The sequence below is a fragment of the Klebsiella sp. AqSCr genome, from assembly GCF_008452795.1.
GTDB classification, from domain to species: domain Bacteria; phylum Pseudomonadota; class Gammaproteobacteria; order Enterobacterales; family Enterobacteriaceae; genus Klebsiella; species Klebsiella pneumoniae.
The window spans coordinates 1,140,937-1,155,303 of sequence record NZ_MJDM01000005.1 but is presented as its reverse complement, the minus strand read 5'-3'; the positions used below and the strand labels follow the sequence as shown (position 1 = coordinate 1,155,303).

Below are 14,367 nucleotides of genomic sequence, written 5' to 3'. Positions count from 1 at the left end.
AAAACCATGGCTAACTGGCTACATCAACTGCAGTCGCTGCTCGGGCAGCAGGGTGCGTCACCGTCCGGCGAGTCGTCAAAAGGGAGCGGCCTGCTGCCCGGCGCCATCGGTGGGCTGGCCGGATTGCTGGTGGCCAGCAAATCGTCACGCAAATTGTTGGCGAAATATGGCACTAGCGCGCTGCTGGCAGGCGGCGGGGCGGTGGCGGGCACGGTGTTATGGAACAAGTATCAGCAGAAAATGCGCGCGCAGAATACGTCCGCCCAGGCGCCTGAGACGGCAGCGGCGCCGACGGATGTCGATCCGCGTAGCGTCCGGCTGATCACGGCCCTGGTATTTGCCGCGAAAAGCGACGGTCATATTGATGACCACGAGCGGGCGAATATTGAAACTCAGCTGCGGGCGGCCAATATTGACGTTCAGGCCCGGGTGCTAATTGACCAGGCGCTGGCCCAGCCGCTGGATCCGCAGCGTCTCGCCGAGGGCATCATCGACCCGCAGGAGGCGCTGGAGATCTACTACGTCAGCTGCGCGGTGATTGATATCGACCATTTTATGGAGCGTAGCTACCTTAATGCGCTGGGAGACGCCCTGGCGCTGCCGAAAGATGTCCGGGCCGATATAGAACAGGATATCCAGTCACAAAAACAAGCGCTAAGCGTCTAAATCATCACGTTTCGCTTGCATCGCTCGCGTCTTTTGCCACCCTTATATACACGTCATCATTCAGGCGCCACCCTGCGCCCTGAATGCTCTTGTGTCACGATAAAGCAGCAGAAGAATAACATGCCACCTAAAGCTAAACGGATCCCTCACGCCATGACCTTGCATGGCGATACACGCATCGATAATTATTACTGGCTGCGCGACGATGAGCGCGCGCGACCTGACGTGCTGGAGTATCTGCACGCGGAGAACGCTTACGGCAAGCAAGTGATGGATTCGCAGCTCAGCCTGCAGGAGCGTCTGCTGAAGGAGATTATCGACCGCATTCCGCAGCGGGAAGTCTCTGCCCCCTACAGTAAAAACGGCTTTCGCTACCGTCAGGTGTATGAGCCGGGCTGCGAATACGCTATCTACCAGCGGCAGTCGGTGCTGAAAGAAGAGTGGGATGAGTGGGAGATCCTGCTCGATGCCAACCAGCGTGCGGCGAAGAGCGAGTTCTACACCCTGGGCGGACTGGGCATTGCGCCCAACAACCAGCTAATGGCGGTGGCGGAAGATTACCTTTCCCGCCGCCAGTACGGCCTGCGCTTTTGCGACCTCAGCAACGGCGAGTGGTACCCGGAAATCCTCGAAAATGTCACCTCCGGCTTTGCCTGGAGCAACGATTCACGCTTTGTTTGGTATGTGCGTAAACATCCCACCACGCTGCTCCCTTATCAGGTCTGGCGCCACACCGTCGGGACACCGGCGCAGAGCGACGCGCTGGTCTACGAGGAAAAAGATGAGACCTTCTACGTCAGCGTGCATAAAACCACCTCCCAGCAGTTCGTGGTAATTTATCTCTCCAGCGCCACCACCAGCGAAGTGCTGCTGCTCAACGCCGAACTGCCAGACGCCGAGCCGGTCTGCTTTCTGCCACGGCGTAAAGATCATGAATACAGTCTTGATCACTATCAGCACGCTTTCTATCTTCGTTCCAACCGGGAGGGGAAGAATTTCGGCCTCTACCGTACCGTGCTGCGTGATGAAGAACAGTGGACCACGCTGATCCCCCCGCGTCACGACGTGATGCTCGAAGGATTTACCCTGTTTACCGACTGGCTGGTTGTGGAAGAGCGTCAGCGTGGCCTGACCAGTCTGCGGCAAATTAACCGCAAGACCCGGGAGGTGGTGGGGATCGCTTTTGACGATCCGGCCTATGTCACCTGGCTTGCCTATAATCCGGAGCCCGAAACGTCGCGACTGCGCTACGGCTATTCCTCCATGACTACGCCGGATACGCTGTTTGAACTGGATATGGATACCGGCGAACGAAGAGTGATCAAACAGCAGGAGGTAAAGGGGCTGGATACGAGCTGCTACCAGAGCGAACACCTGTGGGTGACCGCCCGCGATGGCGTCGAAGTTCCGGTCTCTCTGGTCTACCATCGCGAACATTTTCGCAAAGGGAGCAACCCGCTGCTGGTCTATGGCTATGGCTCATATGGCGAGAGTATCGATGCCGATTTCAGCGCCAGCCGGCTGAGCCTGCTCAACCGCGGCTTTGTCTACGCCATCGCCCACGTCCGCGGCGGCGGCGAGCTGGGTCAGCAATGGTATGAAGACGGTAAATTCCTGTGTAAGAAAAATACCTTCAACGACTATCTGGACGTCTGTGACGCGCTGCTTGCCCAGGGGTACGGCGATCCGCGGCTTTGCTACGGCATGGGGGGCAGCGCCGGCGGAATGCTGATGGGCGTGGCCGTGAATGAACGGCCAGAGCTGTTCCATGGCGTGATAGCCCAGGTGCCGTTCGTCGATGTGGTGACCACCATGCTGGATGAAACTATTCCGCTGACCACCGGCGAATTTGAAGAGTGGGGAAATCCGCAGGATGAAACCTATTATCACTATATGAAAAGCTACAGTCCCTATGACGGCGTGAGGGCGCAGGCCTATCCCCACATGCTGGTGACTACCGGTCTGCATGATTCCCAGGTGCAATACTGGGAGCCGGCTAAATGGGTGGCGAAACTGCGGGAACTGAAAACCGACGATAACCTGCTGCTGCTCTGCACCGATATGGATTCCGGACATGGCGGAAAATCCGGGCGCTTTAAAAGCTATGAAGGGGTGGCGCTGGAGTACGCCTTTTTCATCGCCCTGGCGCAGGGGACACTGCCGGGAAAAGCGGCAGTGTAGGCGCTATTCCCCGAGGTAATGCCTGAGCGTCAGGCGCAGTTCGGGGCTCATGCGGTCGAGATTGTTGAATAACCAGCGCAGATAGCCTGGATCGTTTTCAGCAATCTCGGCGACGGCCTTACCCCGGTATTTGCCGAAGGTAAAAGTAGTCAGCAGCGCCGGCCGACCGGTGATATCGGCCATTTCGTCAGGGGTCCAGCCGGAAACATTGATGATATCCAGCAGCAGCGCGGCGGTGATATAGCAGTCATACAGCGCCCGGTGGTGATGCAGTCCCGGCGGCGTAGTCACGTTCAGCTTACGTGATTTATATAACCCCATATTGCTGTATTTGATTCCCGGCCACAGGCGTCGGGCCAGCTTCATCGTACAGATCCACTCGCCGTGCATCTCCGGCAACACCCGGCGATCGAAGCTGGCGTTATGCGCGACGTACCACGGGCTGCCATGATAGTGCGGAATAATCTCCTCAATCCACGGCTTATCAGCGACCATCTCTTCCGTGATCCGGTGGATAGCCATCGCCTGCGGGCTGATGGGCCGATCGGGACGCACCAGATGGCTCATGGGATTGGTAATTTGCCCGTCGACTATATCGACCGAGGCGATTTCAACGATGCCCCCCTGCAGGCCGCAGGTTTCGGTATCAATGACGCGCAGCATGGCTCGCTCCAGAGCAAAACAATAAGCGTAATGGAATTGGCCGGGCTTGCCAACCGACGGGGAGGAGGCGAGCGCGCATTATTTCTGTTTCGGCTCCCACGGTAGTCGCGAAAGGGAGACGGAGGCCAGCCGATGGGCGATCAGTCGTTCACGGAACCAGTCGCGCAGATGTGCAGGCTGTTCACGCTCGACTAAATCAGCGACCACCGGCATATTGTACCGCTCCTTAAAAGCAACGCCGGCGGCGGCGAGATCGACATTGACTTTATCCATCTCATCTTGCGAAATTTTGGCCAGATTTCTTTCCATCATCCACTCCACTCTGCTTATAAATCCGGTCAGGGCCAGATGCCTGGCTCGACTCTGGCATTATACAGGGTTATTCTCTGTGCTACAGACATAACAAAAGGGAATGACGAATATGCGACTTCTTGCTGGACGCGCGTTGCGCCTCTCCGTTGCGCTTGCCGGGATGTTAACCGCGGCGGGCGCCTTCGCCCACGCTCACCTGCAGCAGCAGATCCCGACCGCCGGGGCGCAGCTTTCAGCTTCCCCACAGACGCTGACGCTCAGTTTTTCCGAAGGTATTGAACCCGCATTCAGCGGCGTGACCGTCACCGGTCCGCAGCAGCATGCGGTGGCTACCGGAAAACTGACCCGCAGCGCCGATAATCCGGCCGAGGTCACGTTACCTTTGGCGGAAGCCTTGCCGCCGGGAGAGTACACCGTGGCATGGCATGTGGTCTCGGTGGATGGTCATAAAACCAAAGGGCAATATACCTTTAGCGTGAAGTAAGCGATGCTGACCGGGCTCTATATTACCCTGCGCTTTGGGCACTTTATCTCCCTGATGCTGGCTTTTGGCTGCGTGCTGTATGGCGCCTGGTGGGCGCCGGTACCGCTGAGACGCGTGCTGATGCTGCGCTTTTATCCACTACTGCGCCCGCTGCTGCTGATCGGCGCGATCTCTACGCTGGCGCTGTATCTCCTGCAGGGAGGAATGATGGGCGAAGGCTGGACGGATGTCTGGCGACCCGCCGTCTGGCAGGCGGTGGCCGGGACCCACTTTGGTGGAGTGTGGATCTGGCAGATCCTACTGGCGTGGATCGCGCTTGCGGTAGTGTGGATCCGTCCCCGTCACGGCGCCCGCCAGCTGGTGGCCCTGCTGGCGGCACAGCTGCTGCTTTCCGCCGGGGTAGGGCACGCCGCTATGCACGATGGTCTCACCGGCGTGCTGCAGCGGACAAACCACGCTGTGCATCTCTTCTGCGTCGCCAGCTGGTTTGGCGGTCTGTTGCCCTTTATCTATTGCCTGCGCCTGGCGCAGGGGCGCTGGCGGCCGGCCGCGGTCTATACCATGGCGCGCTTTTCACGTTACGGGCATCTGGCCGTCGCCGGCACGATTGCCAGCGGAGCGCTCAATGCGCTGTTGATCCAGGGAGGATTGATTGGCGCATCGCCGTGGGGACGCATGTTGTTGATCAAATGTGCGCTGGTCGCCGGGATGGTGGTAATTGCGTTAGTGAACAGGTATGTTCTGGTACCGCGCATGTCGGCAAGCGGTTCGCGGGCGGAAAGCCTGATCCTGCGAACCACGCAGGCTGAAATAGGGCTGGGCGCGCTGGCGCTGCTGGCCGTCAGTCTGTTTGCCACCTGGGAACCTTATTGAATTAACTGGCAAAATCATGAAAAAAATTGTTCTGACCATGTTGTTACTGGCAAGCTCCGGGGCTGCTCTGGCAGCGCCACAAATTATCACCGTGAGCCGTTTTGAGGTGGGGAAGGAGAGCTGGGCGTTCAACCGGGAAGAGGTTATGTTGACCTGTCGACCGGGTAACGCGCTTTACGCCATCAACCCGAGCACGCTGGTTCAGTATCCGCTCAATGAGGTGGCTGAGCAGCAGGTCAAAGCCGGCAAAACCACCGCGCAGCCGATCTCAGTGATCCAGAACGACGATCCGCAGCATCCGGGACAAAAAATGAGCCTCGCGCCCTTTATCGAGCGAGCGCAGAAGCTCTGCTAAACTTTCTCGCTATCCTGCTGTAATAACATTAAAAAAACCGCCCTTGCCGGACAACGGCAGTGGCGGTTTTTTCGCTGGCAGGGGCCCCCTTTCCAGGAATTATGCAGCCACTTTGGCCGCGGACTGGAAAAGCTGACGCGTTAAACTATTCTTATAGTGCAAGGCGACTTAGCCTGCATTAATGCCAACTTTTAGCGCACGGCTCTCTCCCAAGAGCCATTTCCCTGGACCGAATACAGGAATCGTATTCGGTCTCTTTTTATCTTTATCTGTCTTCTTTCTCAATAGCCAGCGACATCCTGTCAGTCAAACACCCGCTGGCCTCTGGATGTCCCGTTATAGCACACCGTTTTTAGCATACACAATTCATTTACACATAAATCGCATCCTGTGGAAGGGGGAGGTGGCAAAGGTGGAACCGTAAACGAGGGCGGAGAAAAGAAAAAACCTGCACCTAAACAGGCCCGGCGTGCAGGTTAACTGGCGGGCCAACATCGGAAGCCTGCTAGTATACATATTTGTATGATAAATAAAATAAGCAAAATCTAAACGATTTGGCAATTCATGCGATTACACCTCGCCGGCTGACGAGGTGGCATAAATAATAAGCACGAGCACTTTTGCGGGCGGAAAATATTATTGCGGAACGCTGAATGTAGGGTATATCTGACTTTCCAGATAGCAGAGCAATAGCCAAATTTCATCGCTGAAAATAAACCATATGCTCCCGAGCAGAATGACCGCCAGAATAATCAGCAGAAAAATTTCGGTTTTACTCATTATGCAAGCGACTATCCGGTGGCCTTCGGGGACCCTGATAGTAGCGAAATATTGACATAATAAGCAAACGCCATGTTGTAATTCGGCTTCACCGACAGCGCAATTTAGTCACCGGCATGCCGCTGCGTCAATATTGCCACCTGCTCCGTCAGCTGATCCAGCAGCTGGAATCGCCGCCGATATTCAGCCCGTTTTTTACTGGCGATACTCTCCAGCGATTTTCTTTCCAGACATAGCGGTAGCCGCCAGCGCCAGGGGCTTTCCGGCTGGCCGTCGATAGACTGCCAGAACTCGTCGTAGCTGGCGTGGAAATGGCGGCCTTTGCTCAGGCGATAGCGCAGGGCGCGGAACACGTGACCATTATCGCTGACGCCGTAAATAGCCGCGATTTGGCTGCGCGCGGCCAGCTGCCAGATAAACTCCAGCAGCAGGCGCTTCGGAAACAGGCCGTAGCAGGCGCGAGTCGCCTGCTTTATCACCTCATGAGAAACGTGACGTCGTGGCCCCTGCAGACCGCCGATAACCAGCTGCCAGGCATCGTGATCACGGGTTACGCTGAAGGTGGCGCTGGCCAGCAGGGTGTGGTCGCTGTCGCGCAGCCACAGAGTGGTTTCACCCTCACGTTCGGCTTTGCCTGCCGAGGAGGCATAAAGAGTAAACCGGCGGTCCTCTTTTCCGTTTAACGTCAGCAGCGGGACCTCAGACACCGCGGTCATAGCGTGCGCCAGCCGCGATCCGCGTAGGGTGTCGATATAACGATAATGGTTGATTACCGCCACCGCCCGCTGCCAGGCGTTGAGATCGCGGGTCAGATATTGACGGTGTACTTTGCCCGGCAGCGTAGCCTGCGCGGCCAGCAGCTGATTAAAATCATCCCGAGCGCTGAGCGCTTCCAGCATCGCTCTGGTGGCGTTATAAAATAAGGCCGTGCGCAGCAAAAACTTAAAGCGGTAATTTTTTTGCCGCCAGATGGGGGCAGGTGTCAATCTGCCCATCACCAGATCGGCAATAAGATGCGAGCGCGGCGCTAGCACGCCGGATGAATGCAGGCTATTGTCTGTCACGATAAACACCTCGTTGTGATTTCCCCCTATTTTAAAGCGAGCCACTGACAAGCTTAATCCTCTGGCGGACTATATTTGCCGTCTGTTTAAAATTGATTGAGGTGTAAATTAAATTCCGTGGACCTTTGCTGGAATTACCTATAATTACCGCTGAGAGGTAATTATATGTATCAACGTATTAACGGCAGCGACTGGCGTAATATCTGGCTGATGGGCGATCTGCATGGCTGCTTTGCGCTGCTGATGAATCGCCTGCGTCAGCTGCGTTTTGATCCCTGGGCCGATCTGCTGATCTCGGTGGGCGATCTGATCGATCGCGGGCCGCAGAGCGCCGATTGTCTTGGCCTGTTGCGCTGTCGCTGGTTCAGGGCCGTTCGGGGGAATCATGAGCAGATGGCGCTGGAGGCGCTGGAGAGCGGAGATATGCGGCTCTGGCAGATGAACGGTGGCGACTGGTACGTCAAGGGCGATGCGCGGCAGCGGGCCGACGTCGATCGGCTGCTGGCGCACTGTCGGCGGCTACCGTTGATTATTGAAGTGGAATGCAAGAAAGCGCGGCATGTGATCGCCCACGCCGATTACCCGGCGCCGGTCTATCGCTGGCAGCAGCCGGTGGATCCCCAACGGGTACTATGGAGCCGCCATCGTCTGAGTGAACACCTGGCGGGGCGCCATGGCGCTATTGGCGGCGCAGACCATTTCTGGTTTGGCCATACGCCGCTTCAGGCGCGTTATGACCACGATAATCAACACTATATTGATACGGGCGCTGTGTTTGGTGGGACGCTGACGCTGGTGGCGCTGCAGTCGGCAGGCTAAAAGTCGCTGTATTCGCTGGCGGGTTGCCAGAAGCCATCAATAAAATCTTCTATCGGGTAGCAGCCACCGTGGCGGATCCGCTGATCCTCCATCGCCACTAAGCACTGCGTTTCCTCGCGGTAGACGTCAACCACAATGTCCTCGCAGCCGCCATCCAGATAGCAAATAAACAACACTAAGGCAAACATCCTGGCCTCATGCTCGGGTTCACATACTATTTAGTGTAGGGGATGACGGCGGGACGGGGAAATAAATAACCCGTCTCAGGCGACGGGTTCATTGGTGTCAGGCAAGGCGCATGACCCAGGCATCGGACTGGCGGTCGTAATGTTTACGGTAGAGAACGGAATGTTCGCCATTGAGAATCGCGGGCACGCTGGTGTCGGCATCCCAGGCGTCAAGCTGCATACATAAGTCTGGATCGGATTTGCAGGGTATGCTTAACGTTCGCTCACCCTGATGCTCACCGTGCAGTTCGGCATCGTCTATTTCGAACGCGCCGATGCGGACATTGGTTTTACTCATCGCTTCACCCCATTTTTCAGCTGAGTTGTGGTACGACCAGTTATGGCCGTTATTTTTCAGCGTAGTCAATGGGGCGAAAAGCGCCAGTCAAAAAGTGCGCATTTTTTGCGCGGCCTCACACCTTGCCGGCAAAAAGTTTTCCATCGCGCACCAGTTCGCGCGGATAGCTGTTCTTCAGTCGGGAGCCGACGCGCTTCGCCAGGCCCAGCGGGACGCCCTGGAAGGTCACAATGGTTTCATCCTGCCCAGGCGCGGTTTGCGGATAGACGTCGCGCCCGCGATACCATTCTTCCGCTTCCTCCTGCGACAGCTCGAAGGCGCGCTGCGGCGCGGCAAAGGCGATAACCGCCTCATGCTGCCAGCGGTACCCCTTATTGTGCAGCTCCGCCAGGCGCACGCCGATGCGAGAAAAGCGCACCTTGCCGAACAGGGGCTCCAAAGCCAGCGGAAACAGCCACAGCTCTTTATCCCGCTGCCACAGCGTATGGCCTGCGTCCCACTCCAGGCCAACAGCCCTGGCGGCGGCAGTTACCGCGGCGGCCTCCCGGTCCTTCAGCGGCGTAAACGGGAATTTACCGACCTTATAGCCTGGCGCCGGGAGCGGATCGATCGCCGCAGTTTTGCGCAACCTCGCGACAAAGAAGCCTTCGCAATCGTAAATTTGCGGAAAAACGTGCAGAAAACCTTCCGCGGTTAAGGCGTCGGCTGCGCCGGGAAACAACTCTCCCAGCGGCAGGATCTCCACCGCCTGCGGATAGCGGGACAGCAGCCACTCAATGACCGATTGATTTTCTTCACGATTCAGGGTGCAGGTGGAATACACCAGCGTCCCGCCAGGGCGCAGAGCATGGAAGGCGCTGTCGATAAGCTCGCGCTGAGTGGCGGCGATGTCGAGGTTGCTCTCCGGCGACCAGTTTTTCAGCGCGTCGGCGTCTTTACGTACAACCCCTTCGCCGGAGCAGGGGGCGTCAAGCAGGATGGCATCGAAGGTTTCGGGCAAGGCCGCGCCAAAAACCCGGCCGTCGAAGTGGGTCAGAGCGACGTTGCTGATGCCGCAGCGGCTGATGTTGGCATGCAGCACCTTCACCCGGCTGGCGGAGAATTCATTGGCGAGAATGCCGCCCGCGTTGCCCATTCGGGCTGCAATTTGGGTGGTTTTCGATCCCGGGGCGGCGGCAACGTCCATCACCCGTTCGGGCTGCCGGTTATCGGCGAACAGGGCGGCGACCGGCAGCATCGAACTGGCTTCCTGAATATAGAACAGCCCGCTGAGATGTTCGGCGGTACTGCCCAGCGGCAGCGCGTCGTCATCCTCTCGCTCGATCCAGAATCCCTCTGCGCACCAGGGCACCGGCGCGAGCTGCCAGCCGTAGGGGGCAACCAGAGAGAGGAAATCATCGACGCTAATCTTCAGCGTATTGACGCGAATACTGCGGCGTAGCGGGCGCTGACAGGCGGCGATAAAGTCGTCGAAAGAGAGATGCGCTGGCATCGCCGCGCGCATTTGAGCGAGAAACGCTTCAGGGAAATAGACAGTATTTTCAGCCACGGGCAGCGCACCACAGAAAAAAAGGGTGCGCAGTTTAGCACAAACGCCCCGGCGCGTGACACCGGGGCGTGCGGTTTACCCTCTCCCCGCGCCCGGCGTTGCCCGGGGCGGGAGAAGGGGGCATTACTGCGGCAGAGCGGTGCCCCACTCCCGCCACTCTTTCGGCTCGCTCTCCTGCAGCAGGAAGTGCTTGCCATCCTGGGCCTTCGGCGCCAGCGGCGTGCCCGGCGGCGTGGCAAAGGCGATCCCGCCGCGGATAAACTGATTGAAGGTACCGGTTTTCACCACCCCGCCAATCAGGCCGAAGTCGAGGCTGTAACCCGAGGCCAGCCAGAACACCGAGTTATTACGTACCAGGTACTGGTAGCGCTTACTGATGCGCAGCTTAACCATCACCCGGTCAGACATCGACCCCAGCGACAGTCCGGTAACCGTCCCGACTTCCAGTCCGCGGAACAGGACCGGCGTACCGATGCCAAGCGACCCCGCCTCCGGCGCTTCCACCACGATGTTCAGGCCGTCGATATAACGCGAATCGCTGATCGTCGTATCCTGGATCTCAAAATCGCGTCGTGCCGGGCCGCGGCCGGGCTCAACGTTGATGTAGGCCTGGAACAGGGTGTCGAGATGTTCCACGCCCGCGGCGGAGATTTGCGGAGTGATCACCGAGAAGCGGGTCCCGGCGCGAGCGAAGGTGCCGACGTATTCCGGATAGAGCACCGCTTTCGCCTGCACTTCGTTTTTGGCGGTGATTAGCTCCAGCGACTGGATTTGACCGATGTCGATGCCGAGATAACGAATCGGCATCCCGGCCGCCATCTTCCCGGCGTCGTACGCGTGCAGGGTGATTTGGCCGCCCACGGCGCGCGCCGCCGTTTCAGATGCATAAAGGATACGTTTGTTATTCAGCCGTGCTCCGGCGCTGCTGCCATTGAGGTTATCGAAACTGATCGCCCCTTTGATCGCGCGCGCCAGCGGCGAGGCCTGCACGGTGAGTCCGTTACCGTCAAGCTTGACCTTCGCACCGCCTTCCGCCCAGAAGACGCTGTTGTTGGTCAGCAGGTAGCGGTACTCCGGCTTGATATGCAGATCGATATCGAATGCATCCTTGCGCGGTTTGACGGCGATGATCTCGCCGACGGCAAATTTACGATACAGCACCACCGAGCCGGCCTGAACGTCAGGCAGCGTCTCAGCAGACAGGCTCAGGGTAGTGGTCGGCACTTCGCTCAGGCTATTTTCCTGCGCCTTTTCAAGGTTAGCGTACAGCGGATAGCTGCTTTGCATTTTGCCTTTTTCGCCCGGGATCACCCTGATCCCGCCGTTCACCCATTCGCTGGCGCTGGCGCCCAGCACCTGCACGCCGTCGAGCCCCACTTTGACGTCCAGACGACTGTTAACCACAAATTTGCTGTCGCCGTGAATTAGATCGCGGTATTCAGGATCAATGGCAACCTGAAAGGTTACCCCTTTGGCCGTCAGTTTACGCTCCAGCACCTGGCCGACTTTTACTCCGTGCAGCACCAGCGGCTGACCGCCGTCGATGCCGTAGCTTTCCGGCGCCGAGAGGGTAACGGTGGCGACGTTGGGCTCATCCAGCAGCGCTTTATCCGCGGGCATTACCGAGAAGTGATTGCGTGGCTCGCCTTCGCCGGGCACCAGCTCAAAGGTATTGCCGGTGAGTAGGGTGCTAATGCTGGGGTTATCGAGGGAGAGCTTCGGCTTCTTCATCTGAATCAGCGTTTTCTCCCGCAGCAGCGTCACCACGCTCGGGTCGACGGTCATCTCGCCAGTAACTTTGCCGCCGGGGTTTAGATTCAGTTTGCTTAACTGGCCCACCTCCAGCCCCTGATACATGAGCGGCGTCGAGCCTGCTTTCAGTCCGTCGCCATCAGGCAGATCGAGGGTCACTACCACGCCGCGCTGGCTATGCGCCAGATCTTCATACAGGTGATATTCATCGTTTTGCGAGGCGACATGCGAATCGGCGGGGGAGTCAAAGGCGATGGCGCCGTTCACCAGCGCGGACAGGTTCTCCAGTTGCACTTTGGCCCCGCTCAGGCCGACGTCGGCCTTGACGCCTGAGACGTTCCAGAAGCGGCTGCCTTTTTTCACCAGATTGGTAAACCGGCGCTCAATTAGCACATCGATGGTCACCCCCTGATTATTGGCATTCAGGGAATAGTCATACACCCGCCCGACCGGGATTTTTCGGAAGTAGACCAGCGAGCCGCTGTTCAGAGAGCCAAGATCCGGCGCCTGCAGGTGGATCATTAGCTCGCCGTTGTTGATGCGGTATTTAGGTTGGGTGTCGAGGGCGACAAAGTGATCTTCGGGTTCACCCTTGCCCGGCATCATGCCGATGTAGTTCCCGCCCACCAGCGCATCGAGGCCCGATACGCCTGCCAGAGAGGCTTTCGGCGTGACCAGCCAGAACTGGGTCTCTTTGCGCAGCGCATCTTTCATATCGCGTTTGATGCTGGCCGAAACCTCAATCTTACTCAGATCTTTACTGAGGCTAATATCCTGGACGGTGCCGACTTCAACCCCCTGATAGCGGATCGGCGTCCGTCCCGGCACGATGCCGTTCGCGGACTGGAAATCAATCGTAATCGTCGATCCGCGGTCGTCAAAGCTGGTCCAGATTAGCCAGGCGGCAATCAGCAACGCGATGACCGGCAGCAGCCAGAATGGCGAAATACGGCGTTTGGTTTTTATTCTGGCTTCAGTCTGCGAAGCGGGCGTTTCCTGACTCATGTGCGTCCCAAAGTAAGCGGCTGTCCAGCCATTCAACTGCAAGAATAGTTAAAATTACCGCGCCGCCAAAGTAAACCGCAGCCGGCCCCATGGTGAAGGCGAGGAGCTGATCGCGATTTATTAGCGACATGGTGAGTGAGATAACAAACAGATCCAGCATCGACCAACGGCCAATCCAGGTGATTAGCCGCAGCAGCAGGATGCGGGTGCGCAATCCCTGCTCGCACTTGAATTGTATGCTGAGCAGCAGGGTAAATAACACTATAACTTTGGTGAATGGCACCAAAATACTGGCGATAAACACGACCCCGGCAATGGCGATATTGCTGCTGGCCAGGGAGATGATCCCCGAGAGGATCGTGTCGTCCTGGCGCGCGCCGTTGACGTAGATGATGGAGATTGGCAACAGGTTGGCCGGAAAGAGGAAAACCAGCGAGGCAATCAGCGCCGCCCAGCTGCGCTGCAGGCTCTGCGGTCGGCGATGATGCAGCGGCGTGTGGCAGCGTCGGCAGCGGCCGCGCGCGTCGCGATAGCCGGTGTAATGGCAGCCGGTGCACACCTGCAGATTATTATCGGCGCGGGTCGCCGGACGCTCGGGATAGAAACGCTCCCATAGCTCTTCGACGTTCATATGAATAAGCGTCAGGATGCTCAACAACGTCAGGGAGATAAACGCCACCAGACCGATGCCCGGCTGCAGGAAGGCGTAATCCTGCACCTTGATGGAGGCGACGCCGATGCCCACCAGATAGATATCCAGCATCACCCACTCTTTAAGCTTGCCGAGCATCAGCAGCACCGGCCGCAGGTTCATCCCCAGCACATTGCCCAGCCAGAGATAGCTGATGGAGACCACCAGCAGCACCGGGGCGACTACCGCGCAAAACAGCACCATGGCGGCGGTAATCGGATCGCCCTGCGCGGTCATCTGCCAGATCCCCTGCAGGACGTTGGCGTCGATGCGTACGCCCAACAGATGCAGGCGCAGCAAAGGCTCAGACCAGGCGAAAGGCATGAGCAATAGCATCGCGAGGGCCATGCTGCCCAGGCGGGTCAGCGACCAGTCGCGGCCATCGCGCACCTTCGCGTTACAGCGCGGACACCAGGCGCTTTGGTTGCGTTTGAGCACCGGTAAGCGGAAGAGCATGTCACACTGCGTACAGCGCTGATAATGCGCATAGGGAAGCGGCGTGCTGACGGTATGCACGACCATCTTTTTCGCAGGTTTGAGGGTGGGTGTTTTTATCGGCATTTATTACGTACAGGAATGAATGTATCTCACTATCTTAACCTATGAATGAATTCATCTTGAGCCCAAGCGCATTTAATGCTTATTTTA

Annotated in this window: 15 protein-coding genes; 6 read left to right on the top strand and 9 right to left on the bottom strand. The window is 57.8% G+C overall.

The features are described 5' to 3' along the window. Positions 1-6: 6 nt before the first annotated feature. The gene (locus tag BHE81_RS09565) at positions 7-666 is read left to right on the top strand and encodes a tellurite resistance TerB family protein (RefSeq protein WP_004145550.1); all 660 of its coding nucleotides are present in this window, start codon (positions 7-9) and stop codon (positions 664-666) included. Positions 667-786: 120 nt separating this feature from the next. Further along, positions 787-2,847, top strand: a complete 2,061-nt coding sequence (gene ptrB, locus BHE81_RS09560) for an oligopeptidase B (protein ID WP_004151449.1) — start codon at positions 787-789, stop codon at positions 2,845-2,847. Between the two features lie 3 nt (positions 2,848-2,850). On the opposite strand, the gene exoX is transcribed toward ptrB, so the two are convergent. Together exoX and BHE81_RS09550 are read right to left on the bottom strand one after the other, a co-directional pair. Next, positions 2,851-3,510 carry an exodeoxyribonuclease X gene (gene exoX / locus BHE81_RS09555; protein ID WP_002911407.1) on the bottom strand — a complete coding sequence of 220 codons (660 nt, stop codon included), beginning with the start codon at positions 3,508-3,510 and terminating at the stop codon, positions 2,851-2,853. Between the two features lie 78 nt (positions 3,511-3,588). Continuing rightward, the gene (locus BHE81_RS09550) at positions 3,589-3,819 is read right to left on the bottom strand and encodes a DNA polymerase III subunit theta (protein ID WP_002911406.1); all 231 of its coding nucleotides are present in this window, start codon (positions 3,817-3,819) and stop codon (positions 3,589-3,591) included. Positions 3,820-3,931: 112 nt separating this feature from the next. Between BHE81_RS09550 and yobA the strand changes: the two genes are divergently transcribed. The 3 genes from yobA to BHE81_RS09535 are packed head-to-tail and all read left to right on the top strand — an operon-like array spanning position 3,932 to position 5,534. Beyond that, complete coding sequence (gene yobA / locus BHE81_RS09545; RefSeq protein ID WP_004151448.1) at positions 3,932-4,306, top strand: CopC domain-containing protein YobA; 375 nt, start codon at positions 3,932-3,934, stop codon at positions 4,304-4,306. A 3-nt stretch (positions 4,307-4,309) separates the two neighbouring features. Then, positions 4,310-5,179, top strand: a complete 870-nt coding sequence (gene copD, locus BHE81_RS09540) for a copper homeostasis membrane protein CopD (protein WP_009307538.1) — start codon at positions 4,310-4,312, stop codon at positions 5,177-5,179. 16 nt (positions 5,180-5,195) lie between these two features. Next, positions 5,196-5,534: a YebY family protein gene (locus BHE81_RS09535; protein ID WP_009307539.1), complete on the top strand. Its 339-nt coding sequence runs from the start codon at positions 5,196-5,198 to the stop codon at positions 5,532-5,534. Between the two features lie 636 nt (positions 5,535-6,170). On the opposite strand, the gene BHE81_RS09525 is transcribed toward BHE81_RS09535, so the two are convergent. Then, entirely contained in the window at positions 6,171-6,314 is a 144-nt protein-coding gene (locus BHE81_RS09525; RefSeq protein WP_002911398.1) for an Ecr family regulatory small membrane protein, read from the bottom strand. 104 nt (positions 6,315-6,418) lie between these two features. Beyond that, on the bottom strand, positions 6,419-7,387 hold the full coding sequence (locus BHE81_RS09520) for a VirK/YbjX family protein (RefSeq protein WP_004151446.1): 969 nt from the start codon (positions 7,385-7,387) through the stop codon (positions 6,419-6,421). 156 nt (positions 7,388-7,543) lie between these two features. On the opposite strand from BHE81_RS09520, the gene pphA reads away from it, so the two are divergent. Continuing rightward, on the top strand, positions 7,544-8,197 hold the full coding sequence (pphA, locus tag BHE81_RS09515; protein ID WP_009307541.1) for a protein-serine/threonine phosphatase: 654 nt from the start codon (positions 7,544-7,546) through the stop codon (positions 8,195-8,197). Here pphA and BHE81_RS09510 read toward each other — a convergent pair. The 5 genes from BHE81_RS09510 to yebS form a co-directional block, all read right to left on the bottom strand. Continuing rightward, a complete protein-coding gene (locus tag BHE81_RS09510) occupies positions 8,194-8,385 on the bottom strand; it encodes a YebW family protein (protein WP_002911395.1) in 192 nt (63 codons plus the stop codon). The genes pphA and BHE81_RS09510 overlap by 4 nt on opposite strands. A gap of 97 nt (positions 8,386-8,482) precedes the next feature. Beyond that, complete coding sequence (locus tag BHE81_RS09505) at positions 8,483-8,722, bottom strand: YebV family protein (protein ID WP_002911393.1); 240 nt, start codon at positions 8,720-8,722, stop codon at positions 8,483-8,485. Positions 8,723-8,837: 115 nt separating this feature from the next. Beyond that, a complete protein-coding gene (rsmF, locus tag BHE81_RS09500; protein ID WP_004148845.1) occupies positions 8,838-10,271 on the bottom strand; it encodes a 16S rRNA (cytosine(1407)-C(5))-methyltransferase RsmF in 1,434 nt (477 codons plus the stop codon). Between the two features lie 123 nt (positions 10,272-10,394). Continuing rightward, a complete protein-coding gene (locus BHE81_RS09495; RefSeq protein WP_002911388.1) occupies positions 10,395-13,028 on the bottom strand; it encodes a PqiB family protein in 2,634 nt (877 codons plus the stop codon). Continuing rightward, the gene (yebS, locus tag BHE81_RS09490) at positions 12,997-14,280 is read right to left on the bottom strand and encodes a membrane integrity lipid transport subunit YebS (protein WP_002911387.1); all 1,284 of its coding nucleotides are present in this window, start codon (positions 14,278-14,280) and stop codon (positions 12,997-12,999) included. Before yebS ends, BHE81_RS09495 begins: the two co-directional genes overlap by 32 nt. Positions 14,281-14,367: the final 87 nt, after the last annotated feature.